17 protein-coding genes, 1 pseudogene and 1 riboswitch are annotated in these 19,920 nt (G+C 43.8%); of the genes and pseudogenes, 6 read left to right on the top strand and 12 right to left on the bottom strand.

The window, feature by feature from the left end; translation table 11 throughout:
• Positions 1 to 6: 6 nt before the first annotated feature.
• The 3 genes from AB4167_RS02805 to AB4167_RS02795 form a co-directional block, all read right to left on the bottom strand.
• Complete coding sequence (locus AB4167_RS02805; protein WP_017060007.1) at positions 7 to 990, bottom strand: MoxR family ATPase; 984 nt, start codon at positions 988 to 990, stop codon at positions 7 to 9.
• A gap of 149 nt (positions 991 to 1,139) precedes the next feature.
• A complete protein-coding gene (locus tag AB4167_RS02800; RefSeq protein ID WP_372104177.1) occupies positions 1,140 to 3,509 on the bottom strand; it encodes a tetratricopeptide repeat protein in 2,370 nt (789 codons plus the stop codon).
• Between the two features lie 192 nt (positions 3,510 to 3,701).
• On the bottom strand, positions 3,702 to 5,249 hold the full coding sequence (locus AB4167_RS02795; protein ID WP_017060009.1) for an arylsulfatase: 1,548 nt from the start codon (positions 5,247 to 5,249) through the stop codon (positions 3,702 to 3,704).
• A 346-nt stretch (positions 5,250 to 5,595) separates the two neighbouring features.
• On the opposite strand from AB4167_RS02795, the gene AB4167_RS02790 reads away from it, so the two are divergent.
• The 5 genes and pseudogenes from AB4167_RS02790 (at position 5,596) to AB4167_RS02770 (ending at position 12,193) form a co-directional block, all read left to right on the top strand.
• Positions 5,596 to 7,158 (top strand): arylsulfatase, encoded by a 1,563-nt coding sequence (locus tag AB4167_RS02790; protein ID WP_017064704.1) that lies wholly within the window; start codon positions 5,596 to 5,598, stop codon positions 7,156 to 7,158.
• A gap of 350 nt (positions 7,159 to 7,508) precedes the next feature.
• On the top strand, positions 7,509 to 8,603 hold the full coding sequence (locus AB4167_RS02785) for a cytochrome-c peroxidase (protein WP_372136097.1): 1,095 nt from the start codon (positions 7,509 to 7,511) through the stop codon (positions 8,601 to 8,603).
• Positions 8,596 to 10,983, top strand: a complete 2,388-nt coding sequence (locus AB4167_RS02780; protein ID WP_372136096.1) for an ATP-binding protein — start codon at positions 8,596 to 8,598, stop codon at positions 10,981 to 10,983. Before AB4167_RS02785 ends, AB4167_RS02780 begins: the two co-directional genes overlap by 8 nt.
• A 13-nt stretch (positions 10,984 to 10,996) precedes the next feature.
• Positions 10,997 to 11,421: pseudogene (locus AB4167_RS02775) on the top strand (hypothetical protein).
• A gap of 106 nt (positions 11,422 to 11,527) precedes the next feature.
• Positions 11,528 to 12,193 carry a DUF2057 family protein gene (locus AB4167_RS02770; RefSeq protein WP_102332870.1) on the top strand — a complete coding sequence of 222 codons (666 nt, stop codon included), beginning with the start codon at positions 11,528 to 11,530 and terminating at the stop codon, positions 12,191 to 12,193.
• 179 nt (positions 12,194 to 12,372) lie between these two features.
• On the opposite strand, the gene AB4167_RS02765 is transcribed toward AB4167_RS02770, so the two are convergent.
• From AB4167_RS02765 to AB4167_RS02755, 3 genes are all read right to left on the bottom strand, one after another.
• The gene (locus AB4167_RS02765) at positions 12,373 to 13,395 is read right to left on the bottom strand and encodes an adenosine deaminase (RefSeq protein ID WP_136979512.1); all 1,023 of its coding nucleotides are present in this window, start codon (positions 13,393 to 13,395) and stop codon (positions 12,373 to 12,375) included.
• A gap of 90 nt (positions 13,396 to 13,485) precedes the next feature.
• Positions 13,486 to 13,585, bottom strand: a riboswitch (purine riboswitch).
• A gap of 75 nt (positions 13,586 to 13,660) precedes the next feature.
• The gene (locus AB4167_RS02760) at positions 13,661 to 14,155 is read right to left on the bottom strand and encodes a GNAT family N-acetyltransferase (protein ID WP_017060016.1); all 495 of its coding nucleotides are present in this window, start codon (positions 14,153 to 14,155) and stop codon (positions 13,661 to 13,663) included.
• 166 nt (positions 14,156 to 14,321) lie between these two features.
• Complete coding sequence (locus tag AB4167_RS02755; RefSeq protein ID WP_372136095.1) at positions 14,322 to 15,305, bottom strand: DUF2860 family protein; 984 nt, start codon at positions 15,303 to 15,305, stop codon at positions 14,322 to 14,324.
• Positions 15,306 to 15,543: 238 nt separating this feature from the next.
• Here AB4167_RS02755 and AB4167_RS02750 point away from each other — a divergent pair, with 238 nt between their 5' ends.
• The gene (locus tag AB4167_RS02750; RefSeq protein ID WP_102393768.1) at positions 15,544 to 16,041 is read left to right on the top strand and encodes a fasciclin domain-containing protein; all 498 of its coding nucleotides are present in this window, start codon (positions 15,544 to 15,546) and stop codon (positions 16,039 to 16,041) included.
• 127 nt (positions 16,042 to 16,168) lie between these two features.
• Here the strand turns inward: AB4167_RS02750 and AB4167_RS02745 are convergent, their stop codons facing one another.
• The 6 genes from AB4167_RS02745 to AB4167_RS02720 all read right to left on the bottom strand — a co-directional run bounded on the left by AB4167_RS02745 (position 16,169) and on the right by AB4167_RS02720 (position 19,403).
• Entirely contained in the window at positions 16,169 to 16,465 is a 297-nt protein-coding gene (locus tag AB4167_RS02745; protein ID WP_102393767.1) for a hypothetical protein, read from the bottom strand.
• A gap of 131 nt (positions 16,466 to 16,596) precedes the next feature.
• On the bottom strand, positions 16,597 to 16,854 hold the full coding sequence (locus tag AB4167_RS02740) for a hypothetical protein (protein ID WP_017060020.1): 258 nt from the start codon (positions 16,852 to 16,854) through the stop codon (positions 16,597 to 16,599).
• Between the two features lie 165 nt (positions 16,855 to 17,019).
• Positions 17,020 to 17,502 carry a GNAT family N-acetyltransferase gene (locus tag AB4167_RS02735; protein WP_017069854.1) on the bottom strand — a complete coding sequence of 161 codons (483 nt, stop codon included), beginning with the start codon at positions 17,500 to 17,502 and terminating at the stop codon, positions 17,020 to 17,022.
• Positions 17,503 to 17,600: 98 nt separating this feature from the next.
• Positions 17,601 to 17,915 (bottom strand): cupin domain-containing protein, encoded by a 315-nt coding sequence (locus tag AB4167_RS02730; RefSeq protein ID WP_065584628.1) that lies wholly within the window; start codon positions 17,913 to 17,915, stop codon positions 17,601 to 17,603.
• A gap of 60 nt (positions 17,916 to 17,975) precedes the next feature.
• Complete coding sequence (locus tag AB4167_RS02725; RefSeq protein ID WP_050653643.1) at positions 17,976 to 18,479, bottom strand: YgjV family protein; 504 nt, start codon at positions 18,477 to 18,479, stop codon at positions 17,976 to 17,978.
• Between the two features lie 123 nt (positions 18,480 to 18,602).
• Positions 18,603 to 19,403 carry a PhzF family phenazine biosynthesis protein gene (locus tag AB4167_RS02720; protein WP_372136094.1) on the bottom strand — a complete coding sequence of 267 codons (801 nt, stop codon included), beginning with the start codon at positions 19,401 to 19,403 and terminating at the stop codon, positions 18,603 to 18,605.
• Positions 19,404 to 19,920 lie beyond the last annotated feature (517 nt).

Genomic DNA, 19,920 nt, shown 5'->3' with positions numbered 1-19,920 from the left:
CCCTAATTATCCGATCTCAACATTATCAAGCAGTTCTTCAACCACTCTTTGATGGTCAACGCCATCGGCCAATGCATCATAAGAAAGTGAGAATCTGTGGCCTAATACGGTAGGTAGCATCGCTCGCACATCATCTAACGTGACATGGTCACGCCCTTGTAACCACGCATAAGCGCGTGCACATTTATCCAACGCAATGGAAGCACGCGGGCTTGAGCCAATCTCAATCCATTTAGACAAGTTTGATTCTGGGTAACGCTCTGGCTTACGAGTTGCCATGACCAAGGCCACAATGTAGTTCTCAACTAAATCGGAAACGGCAATGTCTGGAAGTTGTCGGCGTGCCTCAAGTACCAACTCAGGTTCAATATGTTGTGGAGTGACTAATTCTGAACTGGTTTCGCTACCCAACTCCTCACTGCGCACCAGTCGAATGATGTCACGTTCCGCTTCGTCTTCTGGGTAGTCGACCGTCACTTTCATAATGAAACGGTCCATTTGCGCCTCAGGTAGCGGATAAGTACCTTCTTGTTCAACTGGGTTTTGAGTGGCCAATACCATGAACAAGTCAGGAAGGATGTGAGTTTGGCCGCCCACGGTTATCGTGCCTTCCGCCATAGCTTCAAGCAGAGCCGCTTGTACCTTTGCAGGCGCACGGTTCACTTCATCGGCTAAAACAATGCTGTTGAAAATAGGACCCGGTTGGAAATGCAGTTGCGGCTTGCCATCAAGCTCTTGATACACCTCCGTACCCGTCACATCTGACGGCAGCAGGTCAGGAGTAAACTGAATTCGACCAAAACTGGTGTTCAGTAGATTCGCCAGCGATTTTACTGAGCGAGTTTTCGCAGTACCGGGAAGCCCCTCAAGAAGCACATGTCCATTAGTCAATAACCCTATCACCAGAGCCCGAACGACGTGGCTCTGACCGATAACACTTTTCTCTGTTTGTTCAATCAGTTGGTTTATTGCTTGTTGCGCATGGTTCATAGGTCTTCCCTTAATTCAATCTGGCTGCGTACATCCTACTCACAAGCCCCATAACTATTAGTTATACACATGATAAGCAGTTATAAACGCGATAATTGGTTACAAGCGGAATAAGCAGCAAGCTCGATAGCCAAGCTCACCTCATCGCTTTATTTAAACCTAGCTTTCAATTGGTTAATGGCTTCCGGCGGTGCCACTTTGCTCAATGATGAAATACATTGCTCAAACGCCTTTGGTACGCCCGGTATATGACTGTTTCGCGCCAACACTTCACACTGGGCATACAGGTGCTGTGGGTTGCGGCTAAATTGGTAAGCCTTATGCAGTGATTGACTTGCCGCAAGCACATCCGATTTTTCCAAAGCCAATCCGTACACATACCAATATTGAGGGTCGGTTTGCGCAGTTTCAGCGGCTTGTTTAAGGTAGTCCGTTGCTTGTTCGTAATCTTTCACACGAAGCAGAGACAATCCTGTGCTGTATGGCAAAACACTCGATTTAGGCTGAGCTTCAATACCTTGCTTCAAGGTCGACAACGCTTTTGCCTCGTTACCTTGCGCTCGATACAAATCCGCTAAATTGGCGTAGCTGTTTTCGAAATAAGGCTCAATCTCGATAGCGCCTAGATAAAACTCAATCGCTTTGTCGTGCTGGCCTAAATCTCGGTAAACGTTGCCTAGGTTAGTACGTCCAAATCCTCTGTCGGCATTAAATTGCTGTATTTCAATGTACTCTTCTAATGCAGGCTTGATTTGGTCTTTCTGCAGAGGGTTCATTTCTCCCCAATAACGCACTAATGCGCCTGCGGTTTCTGAACGAATCGACAATACAGGGTCTTTCAGTAGCGGCTCTAGAATTTGCCAACGGTCAGTGAATGGGAAACCAGACGAGCCTTGTACAACACCCAAACGGATCATTTCATCATCATGTTTCACCGCTCTTGCCAGCGAAATAAGCGTATTCTTACCCGTATTACCGCCCAAACGTTCTAAGCTCGATGCACGAATGATATTGCTTAAGCTAGAGTCCTGAGCCGAGTATGCCAACGCATCCTCTGCACCTCTGTGCCCTATCGAGTCAGCATAAAAGGCAACGGCAAAGTGCTGCTGATTACGATACTTAGAATCTGGGAACCACTCACCGATTTGCTTATCTGCCCACTGGTCGGTTTGATCTGCATGACAGCTAGTGCACACGTTCGGCGTTTTAATGTGTTGGCTAATATCAGGACGTGGGATATGCCAACTGTGGTCACGCCTTGGGTCGACCTCCATGTAAGTCGTCTCTGGCATGTGACAAGTCGTGCATTGTGAAGCTTCAGTATTCGCTTCGTGGAATGTGTGCTTTTCAGGCGTGTATTCTGATGCAATATGACATTGGCTACACACGGCTTCTTCCGCAATTTTTAGTTCAGCGGTATGAGGATCGTGGCAGTTAGTACATGTGACGCCTTTTTCAGCCATCACGGATTGAAGGAAAGATCCGTAAACGTAATCTTCATCGTAGATTTGACCATCGTTGTGGTAAAGCTCTGGGGTAATCAAGCTCAAGCGATACTTATCAAAGAAAGACCCGTTAACGTGATCACCCGTTTCATTTAACTGAGTACGACGGCTGTGGCATTGAGCACAGGTTTGAACTTGATTGGTATGGATGATGTCTTTTGGTTGCAGGGTTGAATTACCCTCTTGATAGATCCACTCTTTGACCGACTTCGACAAGTCGCGGTCAAAACCATAATGCGCCGAGACTGGAGCATCCTTTCCACCGTTAGCTTTGGCTTTCTGTTTATTTGCTAACAAGGCCTGTTCAACGTGCACGCTTGCAGGGCCATGACACGCTTCACAACCGACATTGATCTCCGACCAAGTAGTATTATAAGTGTTGCTCGCGCTGTCGTAGTTTTTCTCTAGGTTCGTTGAATGGCAATCAGCACACATGAAGTTCCAGTTTTGACCGCTATTGGTCCAGTAGAATTCATCGGTGTTGGTGGTATCAGGATAGAGGTGAAACCAGCGTTGACCGCCTTCGCCCTCAGTGCGAGAATCCCAAGCGAAAGGAATCAACTGTACACGGCCGTCTTCAAATTCAACCATGTATTGTTGTAGTGGTTCAAAGGCAAAGGTATAGCTGATTTTGTAATCTTTAAAGTGGCCGTCTTGCCCTTCAATATTGACCCAGAACTCTTCGCCCTTGCGGAAAAATCGGTTGGGTTTACCGTCATGAGTGAATGTTTGATCGTTGAAATCGCCTAATACAGATTCGTCTGTAGCGTGCTTCATCGCCATATCATGATGAGAGCCCTCCCACGCTGCGACTTCTTCACTATGACAATCAACACATGCTTCCGAACCGACATAGCTGGCCTTTGAAATATCAGAGTTGATATTAGGGTCTTGCTCGTTGGCATAGGCGTTCAGACTGAACAGCGACAACATCAGTGAAGACAAGATTGCGGATAATACTGCGACTCGCTGGTGTTTCAATCCGTTTACCAGTGAGCACAACCATGCAGACATAACATTCCTTGTTTTTATACATCCTTATGCTTAATAAGGTAGACGTAAAAACAACGAATTTACAATTATTTAGTGGCAATGAGCTCGATAGTTGTGACTCATATTCACGACCGGGATTTACTCATCGGTATGCGCATAAAAAAAGAGCTCCTAAGAGCTCTTCAATCTGTTCAGTTTCACTCAAACAATCACTTACTTGTTATGAGATTCCTGAAGTTTTTCCATTACCTGATCCAAGCTAAAGCTCGCGGCTTTTTGGCGTGGCGGGTATTCAGCAAAGGTTTCTAGGAACTTGCCGACATACGCCTGTGCTGGAACGAACATATAAGCATGGTCTAACAACCAATCGTAGTATGTATTCGATGTAATGTCTGCGTTTTCGTATGGGTCCATACGCAGGTTAAACAGCTTAGGAAGACGTAACGTCACGAACGGTTCAGCCCAAATTTGCATGGTACCCGTCGCACGCTGCTCCATGAACACCGCTTTCCATTGGTTGTAACGAAGCGCCGCTAAATCACCATCATCGGTAAAGTAGAAGATCTCCGAACGACGGCCTTTCTCTTCTTCACCCGTTAGGTAAGGAAGGAAGTTGTAACCATCTAAGTGAACCTTAAACGTTTTATCACCGGCAGTATGACCTTTGAGTAGTTTCTCTTTGATTTGGTCATCACCAGCGGCGGCAACGAAGGTTGGCATCCAGTCCATATGGTGCATAATTTCGTTAGATACGGTTCCTGGTTCAATCTTACCAGGCCAACGAACCATTGCTGGTACACGGTATGCGCCTTCCCAGTTGGTGTTTTTCTCACCACGGAACGGGGTTGTACCCGCATCAGGCCAAGAGTTCATGTGAGGGCCGTTATCCGTTGAGTAGAAAACAATCGTGTTGTCTTTGATACCCAACTCATCCACTTGCTTCAATAGTTGCCCAACGTGTCGATCGTGCTCAACCATACCATCAGCGTAGTTACCGACACCAGTTACGCCTTTACTGTCGGCTTTCACGTGCGTTCTAAAGTGCATACGTGTCGCGTTCCACCACACGAAGAATGGTTTGTCCGCTTTCACTGCGCGATCCATAAAATCAAGTGCCGCGTCTAGTGTTTCTTCATCAACCGTTTCCATACGCTTACGCGTCAGTGGACCGGTATCTTCAATCTTGCCATCAGCGAATGACTTAATGACACCACGAGGGCCAAATTTCTTACGAAACTCAGGATCGGTTGGGTAATCTTCATTCTCTGGTTCTTCTTCAGCATTTAGGTGGTAAAGGTTGCCAAAAAATTCGTCAAACCCGTGTGCTGTTGGAAGGAATTCATCTTTATCGCCAAGGTGGTTTTTACCAAATTGACCTGTCATGTAACCCATAGGTTTCAGCATTTCTGCGATTGTCGCGTCTTCTGCTTGTAAGCCAATGTCTGCGCCCGGCAAACCTACTTTACTCAAACCCGTTCGTAATACACTTTGTCCCGTGATAAAGGTAGAGCGACCCGCAGTACAAGATTGCTCTGCGTAATAGTCCGTAAACATCATCCCTTCTTTCGCGATGCTATCAATATTCGGGGTTTTGTAACCCATGAGACCGAAGGTGTATGCACTCACATTGGATTGACCAATATCGTCCCCCCAAATAACCAATATATTTGGCTTTTCAGCCGCAAAAGTGGCGCTGGACGCGGCCATCATCGCTGTACCCAAAATCGCTAATCGACGTTTAGCGCCATATTTCGCTGTCATAGAAACCTCTTCGTAAGTTATTTGCATCCTGCCCTACAACGTATAGTCCATTTTTTACACATGCGCGAGATTCCCTAAGCTATTAATCTTTTTGTCATTTTTATTGAGATACGGATACAGAAATCATCGATAAGGTTTACGCCAACAAACATGATAAGGATCACACATACAAACTAAGGCTTTATTCTACGTACCCACTAGAGCTGATATTAATCAATAGGTTACCTAAGCATCATAACGATTGGTTATAAGCACTATAAAAGGACGTAACGGAATTTTGAGAATAACATTTGCTCATCGATGCGTTGTTCTAACGCATTAATCTTAAAAGTGAATCGGAGTCCTTATGGGTACTAAAATTAATAAACTAGCATTAGGTGTTGGCTTATTAGCAGCTTCTTCAGCGGCAACAGCAGCAGAAAAACCAAACATTCTTGCTATCTGGGGTGATGACATTGGTGTATTCAACATCAGTGCATACAACAACGGTATGATGGGTTACGAAACACCTAACATCGACCGTATTGCTAACGAAGGCGCACTATTTACTGACCACTACGGTCAACAATCGTGTACTGCTGGTCGTGCTGCATTCCTAACAGGTCAAGAACCTTTCCGTACTGGTCTATTGACTATCGGCATGCCAGGTTCGGACCACGGTATCCCTGATTGGGCTCCAACGATCGCAGACCTTCTTAAAGAACAAGGCTACATGACAGCTCAGTTCGGTAAGAACCACATGGGTGACCAAGACAAACACCTTCCAACGAACCACGGTTTTGACCAGTTCTTCGGTAACCTGTACCACCTAAACGCCGAAGAAGAGCCAGAAACATATTACTACCCTAAAGACCCAGAGTTCCGTAAGAACTACGGCCCTCGTGGTGTAATCAAGTCTACTGCTGACGGTAAGATTGAAGATACTGGCCCAATGACGCGTAAGCGTATGGAGCATGCGGATGAAGAGTTCCTAGAAGAATCTCTAGCATTCATGGAAAAAGCGGTAAAAGCTGACAAACCATTCTTCATCTGGCACAACACCACTCGTATGCACGTGTGGACTCGCCTACAAGAGAAATACCAAGGTAAGTCAGGTATCAGTATTTATGCTGATGGTATGTTAGAGCATGATGACCATGTTGGTGTGCTTCTAGACAAGCTGGATGAACTAAAAATCGCTGACAACACTATCGTAATTTACTCTACCGATAACGGTGCTGAAACGGTTTCTTGGCCTGATGGCGGCGCAACTTACTTCCACGGTGAGAAAGGTACAACTTACGAAGGTGGTATGCGTGTGCCTCAGCTAGTTCGCTGGCCTGGGACTATCAAACCTGGAACTAAAATCAACGATATCATGGGCCACCAAGACTGGATTCCTACTCTACTAGCAGCCGCTGGTGATGATAAAGTGGTTGAGAAGCTAGCATCTGACAAAGGTGCAACTTACAACGGTAAAAACTGGCGCGTACACCTAGATGGTTACAACTTCCTGCCTTACTTCCAAGGTAAAGAAGAGAAAGGCCCTCGTGACAGCATGCTTTACTTCTCTGCTAACGCTGAGCTAAACGCAGTACGTTGGAATGACTTCAAGATTTCGTTTGCTGTGATGGATGGTAACATTGTGGATGCAGTTCGTTTCCAACCAAACTGGCCTCAAGTTGTTCACCTACGTGCTGACCCATTCGAGAAAGCACCGCACGAGTCTGGTATGTACCTACGCTGGATGGCAGACAACATGTGGTTATTCGTTCCAGTAGGAAATCAGGTTCAAGAGTTTATGACGACGCTACCAGATTACCCTATGCAGAATAGCCAAGTACTGAACCCAGGTAACTTCAACCAGAATGCTTACATGCTTCAAGGTAAACTTAAGCAACTAGAAGCGGCAGCAGCGCAAGCTAAATAAGCCTATCTAGGCGATGCAAACTGTATAGATGTGTATTTAACTAAGATTTATAGTAAGTACATAATCGAGTACGAAAGCCGTGATAACTCACTTGAGTTACCACGGCTTTCTTCGTTTAACGCCATTCGGCTTGATTTCATTTGAAAGAGCTTCATTCAATTCTGACTAGACCTCCCTATCAATCCCCGCTAGATAACCGCCTAAGCGATTTAATTTCCTACCACTTGTCTTGCAACATCACATATGCGCAACTAGCTTTATAAATAACACCTATCATTGGAAAGTAAAATGAAGGTGATATCAGAAGGATTCTGAGTTGCCATAATTGTCAAACTAGATGGACTAATGTTATGAAAACGCCATATTTAGCAAGAATAAGCATCACTGTCATTGTCGTTTCAGTCGCTTTGCTAGTTTATGACGCGGCCTCTTCAAAAATGCACACCTCGTTCGAACACAAAAAAAATCACGCCCATGAAAGCAATCATGATGACTCTCACTCTTCAGGGCACTCCGCCCATTCCGAAGAAAAGCACGCACATAAAACCGTCGCTTCAAGCCAACCCATATCTCCGATTCCAAACTCTCCCGAGATAAATCATGAGCTGGCCAAAATTGGTTGGGTGCTATTTAAAGACCCGAACCTTTCTTCTAACCGCAGTGTGAGCTGTGAAAGTTGTCATAGCCTGCAAACCAACGGCGCAGAGGTAATTCCAGTTTCGATTGGCGTAAACGGCGCAGGGATGAGAAATTCACTCACCGTTTTTAACGCAGTCTTTAACTATCGGTTCTTCTGGGATGGTCGAGTAAACAACCTCGGCGATCAAATTGATGGCCCAGTGCACAACGTCGATGAAATGGATTCAAACTGGCAACATATTACGGATTATGTGTCTCAATCGAAAACTTACATCGACTTATTCCAAGAACAATCAACGCCCATTGACGAAGCTTCAATTAAGGCTGCTCTTATTGAATTTATGCAGGGTTTGACCACACCCAATGCCCCTTTCGACCTGTATTTACAAGGTGACAGCGCAGCACTTTCTGAAACCGCCAAACGAGGTTGGGAAACTTTTCAAGAAGAAGGCTGTATTCGTTGCCACCAAGGTACCAACATTGGTGGAGGCATGGTGATGCGATTTGGTTACTTTGGGTTATCGAAAACAGGAGCCGAGCGAAGTGAAGACCAAGGTCGTTTTATGTTTACCGCTAAACCACAAGATAAGGATTTATTTCGTGTTGCGAGCTTAAGAAACGTGGCGATCACTGCACCCTATTTTCATGACGGGCAAACAGCCACACTCGAAGAAGCGATCAAAATAATGGGTGAAAGCCAACTCGGTAAAACGTTTGAAAAACAGACCATAAACGATATTAAAGTCTTCCTCGAATCCCTAACCGGTAACCGTCCTCAAATGTTAATGGAGTTTGAAAATGAATAAGATCAGACTCATATTTCTACTGTTTGTATCGCTTTTCATCGGCTTAATTAGCTTTATTATGCTGACCTACTCCGAGCATGAAAAGGTCACCGAATATGGAGTGCCTATTCGGCAGTTAGGCCATGAAGTATTAGAAATGCGTGATCATATCACCAATGCAGCGCTTGCGGGTATTTCCAACCCTTATCAAATGTCTGCAGATTTGGTTGCTTTAGAAAGAGAGTTGCAACTACTCAGAGAAAGTTATCAAAGCGAGAATATTCACTCTACGTTCTTTAAACACTTACCGACAGCGCAATTATTGGATCGCTTTTACGATGCTTCAATGTCGAACTTAGATACGCTAGACAACCTAGTAGGACTTAGTGTGGCTCGTCAGTTTATTTTGCAATCTTTGACTCTACAACTCACAGAGAGCAACTCAACTGATGCTGAGATAAACAACGCAAATATCGACATTCAAAGCGCGCTTCTTGCGAGTGTGTTGGTTGGGGGAATCGAAATTAACCATTCAGGTGTTAACTCCGAGCTGGCGAACCTTTATAAAACGTTTACCGAACTCAACCAACAACAAAGTCAGCTGTTATCTCAAGTACTTTCAGCACACAGCATGGAGTATATTGAACATATTGAGCATGAGTTTACCTATCTGCAAGACCAACTTAAAAGTATCATCGTTAAGCTTATTATCGTTTTGGCGTTGCTGACTTTAGCGTTCTCATTCACCATGTTTATTTTTCGAGTCTTCGAACTCAAAAGAAACAACCTCTCCTATCAAGAAGCCGCAGACAAAGCAGAAAAAGCCAGCGAAGCAAAATCTCTCTTTCTCGCTACCATGAGCCACGAGTTACGCACCCCAATGAATGGCGTATTAGGCATCGCTCAGATAATCAAGGAGGATTCACACAGCGAGAATACTCGTAAACACGCCCAAATCATCATTGACTCTGGTCAGCATCTCGTCACCATATTGAATGACATTCTTGATTTTTCTAAGGTGGAGCAAGGCAAGATGGAGTTGGAATACAGCCCGTTCTCTGTCACCGACGTCGTGACACACCTTGATAAAACATTGACACCTCTTGCAGAAGACAAAGGCCTCGCTTTTATCATTAAAGATAACATTCCTACCAATATTCAGTTGATTGGTGACTCTGCACGTACACGTCAGATCTTATTTAACTTAGCAGGCAACGCAGTCAAGTTTACTGAGTCAGGAAAGGTTGAAGTGGAATTCTTGATTGCACCGACTACCCCACCAAGGGTGAATATTTTAGTGACGGATACGGGTATTGGTATAGCAGAAGACAAGATCGACCATATATTTACCGCCTTTGAACAAGCTGAGCTTTCAACAACCCGTAAGTTTGGTGGCACAGGGTTAGGGCTTTCCATTGTTCAGCAGTTAGTCGAACTGATGGGCGGAACAATTAAGGTTTCCAGCCAGCTTGGTTTGGGCACTCAATTTAAGATCTCTTTGCCGTTAGAAATGCATGAGCTTGAAGAACAAGTCATCGACCAAACGCCAACCAAAACCAATGAGACTCTCGATGACTTCTCAGTATTGTTAGTCGAAGATAACAAGATCAACGCAATGGTGATTAGGAAGTTCTGTGAGTCGATAAACTTAACGGTTGAGAATGCCTACGACGGTTTACAGGCCTTAGATAAGTTGGCGTCAAACCAATATGACCTGATCATAATGGACAACCATATGCCCAACATGAGCGGTATTGAAGCGATTCAAAAAATCCGTGGCGAACTCAAGCTGACTACGGTTGTTTTTGCATGTACCGCCGATGTATTCAAAGAGGCCCACGATGAATTCATCGAATCAGGCGCAGACTTTGTACTCACCAAACCGTTACAGAAAAACAGCTTACAAAACGCCATCAACGAGTTTCACCAACAGTTTGAGGTCAACCGCCATCACTCCGTTAACACACACAATCTTCCAAACAAGGAAAAAAGTAACATCACGATGTTAACGCGTCACCCTAAGAACAAATTGCCACTCACAGAGGAAGAACTGTCGCGTAGCCAATTTTTAACTAACGATGAGCTTAAAACAGACGAGAAACTCAAATGCTTAACTTCTCTCGTTGATGAGCTAGAAAACGAAATCGATGAGTTGATAGAGCTATTTTCGGATGCCAAGCAAGATGATCTATCCAGAACATTAAAGGCGGTTAAAGCGATTGCATCAAGGTATGAAATGAGTGAAGTATTCGAGCTCGCAACCGAAGCTGAGAAGGTAACGGAGAAGCACATCATGCCCGAGGCTGAATTACTTCAGCAACTCATCAATCGCTTGATAGTCAACAGCCATCAAGCAACACGATTAATACACAAACTCCATCAGCAACGAAAAACGGGGTAAAAGAAGGTGTCATATGATATGGAATGTAAATTTACCTAGCACTGGCCACATTTATTCTTAGCACTCGGTGCCACAATCATTTTTGTGGTCGACTGTCATGTTCCTTTGGGCATTGCCATGGCCGTGCCCTACATAACGATAGTCTTGCTCGCAGCCACAACGAAAGATCCACTATCAGCCGTGATGTGGGCTATTGGCTGCACCTTACTTACCTTATTGGGTTACTACTTATCTGGTAGCGGCAGCGAAACCTGGTTTGTCGCCTTCAACCGAGTCATTACCATCTATACCATTTGGGTGGCGGCAATTATTCCTATTTATATCTCTTTACCTTCTCCTCAAGCCTCACTGGACGTCGATGATGACGTGACAGAGGAAAGTTCAAGATCACGCCCTCACTCGCACAGAAACCATACAATCGACACGTTCAAAAACTAGGCTTTGGTTAAGTTTCGGTGAATTTTTCCAAATCGAGACAAGGCAACTTGAAATACTTCTTTATGCATGCGAGTGTAGAACTACTCACCTAAATAACTGTATGACTATGAAAACATTACAATCCATTGCGCTGCTTTCGACAATTATCGCAGCACCACAAGTGTTAGCTGACGTAACAATTGAAGTTCCTTCTAGCGCAGATGCTTTAGTCGAAGTCTTAGCTGTTAATGAGGCTAAACCTGATCTCGACGGTGGTTTCTTCTCTTCGAGCAAAACGATCACCGTTCCAGATGGCGTAAACCAAATCGTTTTCAAATATCAACTGGCTTTCAGCCAAGGTAACGACCGAGAGTTTGTCGATAGCGATACCATTATTGCTACTTTTGATGCGACAGACACAGCATTGACGTTTGACATGCCTAAGTTCCGTAACACCAACGAAGCGAAAAAAGGCCTTCAAAACTTAGATTGGAAACTGGTTGATGAAAACCAAAATGCAATCAGTGTTAAGCAAGACAAACTTATCAAAGATGGCATGCAGATTGGTCGTAAGTACCCGCAAGAAGCGAAGGAGTACAACCAGAAAGGCGGCATCGCTGCACTTACAGTAGGTTCTAGCGCGGGCGTAGCAGCTGCTGTCGCACAACCGGTAACGCTTCCAACAAAGATTGACGGAAATGCAGCAAATACAGCTGAAGAGATGCTCTATTTCTGGTACGAAAAAGCGGATGCTGAAACCAAGCAGAAATTCAAAGACTACGTGAACAAGTAGCTCAATGAGCTTAATTTAAAAATGAAAGAAGCTGGCAAACTGCCAGCTTCTTTTTTGTCTTCATCTAGATGATTTAGGCTTATAGAGATTAAGCAGACTCAGTCGATAACACTTTACCATCCACTTTAGTTGGCCATCCTAGCGCTTTATACTCAGCTGCTAGTAAATGGGCACAGCGGCTAGAAATTCTGGTCAAAATCAGCTTTAGCTAAGTAACCTTGAACAAGCTCTCGATATTGCTGCTTCAATGGCGCTTCAATAAAGCTCGCGTCTATCGCATTCAAACTAAACAGCGCTAACTCCTGATGCGTCATCTCATGAGCTTTGCTCACCGCATTAAAGTTATCCGACATGTAACCACCAAAATAAGCAGGGTCATCCGAGTTAATCGTTACAGCCACACCCTTTCTGAGCAGTTCGACAATGTTGTGGTCTTCCATCACATCGAATACACGCAATTTAATATTCGACAGTGGGCACACCGTCAGTGGCATTTTGGTTTCAATCAGCTCTTCGATTAGAGCTTCGTCTGTCATGCACTGGACACCATGATCCACTCGACTCACGCTGAGCATTTCAATCGCATCGACAATGTTTTGAGCCGGCCCTTCTTCTCCTGCATGCGCCACCGTCAAGAAGCCCGCTTGTTTTGCTTGTTGGAATACACGCTTGAACTTCTCTGGTGGGTGTCCTAATTCAGAAGAGTCCAGTCCAACCCCGACGATCTTATCTTGATGCTTCAATACCTCTGCGAACGTTTGAATGGCGCTCTCTTCAGATAAATGGCGCAGAAAACATGCGATGATTTGAGAGGTAATGCCCAACTCTTTATGACCCTGTTCAAGCGCACGATGAATGCCGTTAATAGCGGTGTCGAATGCAATGCCACGATCGGTATGTGTCTGAGGATCAAAGAAAATCTCAGTATGGATAACATTGTCGGCTTTACAGCGTTCTAGATAAGCCCATGTTAAGTCGTAGAAATCCTGTTCTGTGCGCAGTGCATCAGCACCTTGATAATAGATATCCAGAAATGACTGTAAATCATCAAATTCGTATGCGCGTCTTAGTTGCTCTGGGGATGAATAAGGCAGCTCAATGCCATTGCGTTGAGCAAGCTGGAAAAGTAACTCAGGTTCGAGCGAACCTTCAATGTGTAAATGCAACTCTACTTTTGGGAGCCCTTGAATAAATGCGTTCATATTTCACCTACTATGGATTTTAGGTGTGCACTTACTCTGAATAATAGACAGGAGGTTTTCTTGAACGCCATTACAAAGAGTAAGAACACAATTGTGATCTAAACCCTTCGTAATCAGCACTTTGCGGGAGCTGGTAGAGACCCCCAAACCATATCATTGGGGTTATACGAAGCAAACGGTTGCTACTATACAGAGTTTAATGGGAATTTCACTAATCAATTGCTCATTAACCGATTTCTAAAGCAGGAACCTGTTTGGTTCGATCTCAACGGTAATCTGGTCGTATTCTCGACATCAGCAACATATCGATGTACTTACCCGCTTTGAACGTACTGAGTCTTTTTGTGCCTTCTAACTGAAAGCCTACACGTTCATACAAAGCAATCGCGGCGTGGTTATCGGCATGAACCTCTAACTCAAGACGCACGAGATTAAGCCAGTTATCCGCCTGATTGATCGCTTCTTGCATTAACGCCTTACCGACCCCTTTACCATGCATATCTGGGTGAATAGCAATACCAAGACCAGCGCAGTGCCTGTCTCTTACCTTGGTGGTCATGAATAAAGTAATGTGACCCACTACTTTGCCGGAGACTTCCGCAACCAGAGTGAAATGGTCTGAATGACCAAACAGTCGCTCCACTTGTTCAGAACTAAGATAAGGCTTTTGTGAGGTGTTTTCTGAAACTGAAGGGCGGCGATAAATATCGAAAATATCTTGGCTATCCGTTGCTTCTAAATGTCTAATTTGTATTTCCAAAGCGCTTCCTTATCCTATTATTTCTATCCATAAGCTAATTTTCATATTACGGATAGCAACGGGAACCTACAACCTTTAAAGGTGTAAGTGCCCGAAATAATTAAACAAATAGTAAGACTGAACTTAAACTTCTGCTTTGATGAGTATTTTTAAAATAGTGTGAATATCAGAATTTATAATCCACACCCACACTCGCTAATACTTGCTCGGAGTTATAGAAATCGATATTAGAATCTATGCTTCTTAAACCCAGTAAAGTAATGAACGCCCAATCTTTATAGCCCATCAAACCACCAAACTCATAAGCTAAGAATGCACCGAATTCATTCTCTTCACGTACTTGCCCGTAAATTGGATTCGACTCATCATATTCACGATCACTTGCATCTAGGGTGACAACAAAACCATGACGACCGATTCTCTTCGCGTAGTTTAATTCAATACCATAACTATCGAAGCTGAGTGCTCCTCCTTCTGCGTCTGAGTGGAAATACACCATTGAAGGAACAAATAGACCTGCGTGGTTTGGTAAGATAAAGCGGTATCCTGCTTTGGCGTACACATAGGTTCTTTCCCTATCCAGCAGCACAGTATCTTCCGGAGATAAGCCTTGGCTACCAGATAGCTCGTCATCAACATCTGATTGCCCAAATGCGAGATCCGTTCGAAAACCAGTTCCACCGATATTAGTGAGCTGCAGTCGTCCTACATTACCTTTGACATCCGTTTCATTTCGATTAACGCCAACAGCATACGGATCCGTCCAAGCCTTACCCGAGATAAGCGTAGGAAGAACAGAAAAGTCTAATATAGAGCCACCAGAAAGTTGGTATCTATAACCGATCTCAAACGCGATGGTACCTGTTGCAATATCCTCTCGTGTCGTACCCGCATACACTTGGTGAGTCAGCGATTCGCCAAAAGTATATTGAACAGTACCCAAAAAGCCGAGTAGCCCTTGGTTTTCACTCTCCCCTTCCTGGGTGTTGGTGGCTTGATTCGAATCTTGTTCAGTACTCAAATTACTACTGTCAGAGTAGAAACCGGCCAATACACTGAAGTTACCGCTGAAGCCTTCACTTGGAGCAAGGCCACTGTATGCAGGCATTGAAGCCAATGCAGAAAAGACTAATGGTAAAACAAACCTCATATTCACATCCATTACTTGAATAATCACCAAATAACTATAAGCATCAAATAACTATAAGCATCAAATAACTATAAGCATCAAAATGGAATTGTAACAAGCATTTAACAATATAAGTTTATTCGCTTGACGCTGTCGATATCGCTAACCATTCACTCAAAGACACAACAAATTGATCTATCACGATTGGGCTTTCGTAATACCTCTCGAAAATAACGGACAAAACTCAAAGGAAGACAATATGTTTAATAAATTAATCAAAACCATGTCAGTGCTAGTTGCGACGCTTCTTTTTACGGCTTTTGCTCACGCTGATCACCACGGAATGAAGAAAGATATCGTTGACGTGGCGGCTGAAAACGGCTCTTTCAACACCTTGGTAGCAGCGGTAAAAGCGGCAGGCTTAGTTGAAACATTGAAAGGTGGCGGTCCCTTCACAGTGTTTGCGCCAACGGATGAAGCGTTCGCTGCGCTACCAGAAGGAACGGTTGATATGCTGTTGAAGCCAGAAAACAAAGACAAGCTGATCGCAGTACTGACCTATCATGTGGTGCCAGGGAAAATAATGGCGTCTGAAGTGATGAAGCTTGATAGTGCCGTAACAGTGCAAGGCGAAGCGGTAATGGTAGGAATTGATCACGGCAACGTGATGATCAACAAAGCGCAGGTCGTGATGGCAGATGTTGAAGCAAGCAATGGTGTTATCCATGTGATTGATGCTGTATTACTGCCTAAATAATAAAGATGAACACAAGTCAAAGGTTCTTAGAGGGTGTGACAGGTTCACACCCTTTTGACGTTTAAATACCAAGTTAAGATCGGTATCAAACTAGCCAAGCCTGCCTTGATATAAGCAAGAACCCGGATTACATAAACAAGCGCCCGAATATCAGAAAGGCCGCCATCGATACCACCTTCGTGAAGACCACTACCCAGATGCAGTCACCAATACTAGAGTGCGTCGCTTTCCCGAGTAGGTACACAAACAGAATCAACCCTAACACCCAACCTACTGTTGGAATCAATGACACCAGAGCAACGATAACAGCAATAGTAAGAAGGGATTTAAAATCTGCGACCACGAAAGACATTTTAGAGGCGATGTACATACAACATGCGGTGATTAATGCGTCCATCACAAACGCTAAAGCTTCAATACCCACTTTACTTCCTTCACTGATATTAGTTGAAGTGAATATTATCTCTAAAGAGATGATTTTTCTTGAATAAGAGAACAAAAAGCAGGTGAAAACTGTGTCAAAAATGAGATTACCGTTCGTCTGAAGGCATAGGTTTATTTGTTCGAGTCTTCTAAGCCTTTGACCAGTGCTCGCGACCGAGTCTGATTTGCTTTTTGATAGGCATCAAAGCCATCTTCGCGTTTACCTCCGAACAAACAAAGAAACGAGTTGATGACAAATGAAAAGAATGAGATGACGACAACAAAGAGAGGAAATAACCCCGACACCCCAGCATCTAAGGCAAGAACGCCAACAGCGAAGGACAACATCGACACCAATGTATATAGTTTAGATCTACTCACATGACTCATGAACAACACTCCTTGTATTCATTCAATGTTTAGATTAGACAAATTATCTTGCACACAATTTGAACTCATCGACAATATCAATAGATCAGGAAAAGTTATCCTTAAAAAGGTTCATTAATATTTCAAACTCGGTTTCTGTATCCCTACGAACACTAGCCCGCCTATTCAACTGACTTTTCTATCTTCAACTACCTTTTCCATCACGTAATTGGTCAGCTTTACACCACGCATTTCGACTTCCTGTTCATTCACCACCTTAAAACCAAGATGCTCATAGAAAGGCCTTGCGGTAATACTTACTTCAGAGAAATATCTCGATATACCACGAACTCGACCCACAGTGAAAACATGTTCCATCAACGCTTTCCCTACCCCCTTCCCTTGATATTCGTGGTGACAAAAAAAGTGATCAATCAAGCCACTTGGTTGCAGGTCAGTATAGCCAACTACGCAACCATCGAGTTCAGCCACAAAGGGTTGTAACCCATTCATACGCTTTTGCCATAACGCAAAGTCAAAGCTACTGGGTGCCCAAGCTTCGACTTGCTGTTGAGAATAATCTCGAACATTCACGTTACGTACCGTATGAAAGAAGATCTCCCACAGTGCTTTGTCATCATTCGCTTGATAGTTTCGAATTCTAATCACAACATACTCCTTTTTGTCTTAAGTCCTTTCTGAGGTGAAAATAAACAGCTGAATCAGCAAGCTTTATAACCTAACAGCCTCAGCTTTAGAGCAAGATATCAACGATAAAACACAGCGAGCCAGATCGTCACCGCATCTTTATCCGTCCTCAGCACCTTGTGTTTTTCACCTGCGGAAATATTGAGATAATCCCCTTTAGACAAGGTAACAATGCGACCATCTTCAAACTCAATCACCCCTTGCCCATCGATCACCATTACCCATTCATTCTCATCTTGATCATACCAACCCTCGTCTGGTGAACTGTGACCATATGAGAGTATTCTCTCGATTCGAATGTTGTCGTTGGCAATCAGGTCATTGAATATTTCATTGGGTATTGATGAAGGAACATCATTGTAAATGTTTGGCATCAAGCTCTCCTAGCTAGCATTGAATTGATTAACAACTTGGGCCTTAGCTGTACTGTAAACCTAAGCAGCGGCACTCTTTTTGAAGTAAAAACGGTAATAGCCCACCAAGTTACTGCAGATAAACAGCGCCTCCATAACAACCGCTGTTGGCGAACCAACTAAATAATTGTGAACCAACCAAAAGCTGGTTCCGATGATCATCAATTCTCTTAATCGACGGTCATCTTTATTGAAGGCTGCAAAGGTCTGAAATACGGAGGCAAAGCAACTCAATATGCTGGTCAGCCCTGAGTAAGTCACTGCGGTTGCGACCACCGACATCGAACAGAACAAATATTTAAACTTAGACGAGGTAGAAAATACGCTCGTCAAATAGCGAATCGTGGCAATCGTCATTAAGCTCGCCGCTGTCCATTGTTCAAGAAGGATAAAGTGACTCGAAATAAGAACGCCAGCAAAGAACAGACAAGTGACGATTTTCTTCCTTTCCTTGAATTGGAATGACAGAAGATCAAAACAAATGGCTATCGCGACTAATACTTGGGAAAGATAAAAGGCAGACACGGTGATTCCTTCAATAATAACATTCCGCCCTAGCCGCTTCTTTCACGGTGAATAATCGAATAAAACATACTAGGCGGTTACAACAAAACAGAGCAAACAGCGCTCTAAAGCTTCTATAAAAATCTAAAGCTTCAACACACCACTAATCACAGTGGTCGCAGAGCCGATTAACTTTATTCGCCCATTAGCCAATAATTCAGTCGACATATAGCCACCACGACGAGACGCCTGATAAGCACTGAAACTGCTTTTGTTGAGCTTTTCTGCCCAGTGTTGCGTCAATGCGCAATGTGCCGAGCCAGTCACAGGATCTTCATTAACCCCAACCCAAGGTGCAAAGTAGCGAGAAACAAAATCAAGTTCCGTATTTGCTGCCAATGCTGTCACCACTACACCTCGCCCTTGAATACCTTTTAACGCATCAAAGTTTGGTGAAAGCTCCAATAACACTTGTTCGTTGGAAACTTCGATTAACTGCTTAGAGTCAAATTCTCTGAATGAAACTACTTGATGCGGATCTAAACCTAGGTGTTCAAGCAGCGTGAGGTTGGGTTCAGAACGCAATGATAGCTGTGTACTAGGAAAATCAAGCTCGATAGACGATTCACAAACGGCGGCAGATAATTCCCCAGATAAGGTGTTAAACACGACCTTATCACCTGTCTCAAGCCGTCCTTGTTCTTTCATCACATGAACCGTTGCCAGTGTGCCATGTCCACACAGCTTCACTTCGACTTCGGGAGTGAACCATTTAAGCGTCATAGTGTTAAGCGCGAGAAAAGCCGTTTCAGATACCGCCATCTCTTCAGCGATTGAAAACATTAACGACTCATCCAACGGCTCTTTGGAGATACAGACCCCGGCAGGGTTCCCTTTAAACGCTTGAGTTGTAAATGAATCTACTTGATATATCTCTAAATCCACAATGGCTCCTAAATGCACAACATTTCCCAAACCGGCAATCATGGCTCGTTGGGACATAACCTAGATATTGCTGCCCACAATAAGCACAATCACCTTGTGCTACAAGTCTTTAGCAACAACTTTATCGATACTTATTGAGAAACGAAACAAATGATAAACAAAACGTTATAGAAGTGTTTTTAGGGATAAAAGAACATTGAACATAAGAGTAAATCGCGATGGCAAAACAAAGGAATAACGACGATTAATGCGAGCGAAAACCCGAAAAAGGTAATCACCGCATCATTATTTAATGCTTAATATTTGCATAATAACTTCTAAGAATGGATATTATGATGAATATTAATTTAAATAATCCATTCACGGACAATAAACTGGAATACGTACTTGTGTTGAATACGATACGACGGAGTCATCCTTGCCTCACACGATAAAGGTTCGGTATCAAGTAGGAGTAGCAAGTTGCTATTTGCATGAAATGCATGAAGTTGAAGTTGAAGTTGAAGTTGAAGTTAAA

Source organism: Vibrio sp. 10N.286.49.E11, from assembly GCF_041469505.1.
GTDB classification, from domain to species: domain Bacteria; phylum Pseudomonadota; class Gammaproteobacteria; order Enterobacterales; family Vibrionaceae; genus Vibrio; species Vibrio crassostreae_C.
Note: the sequence above shows the minus strand (reverse complement) of the source record. Positions and strands in the feature narration are given on the sequence as shown.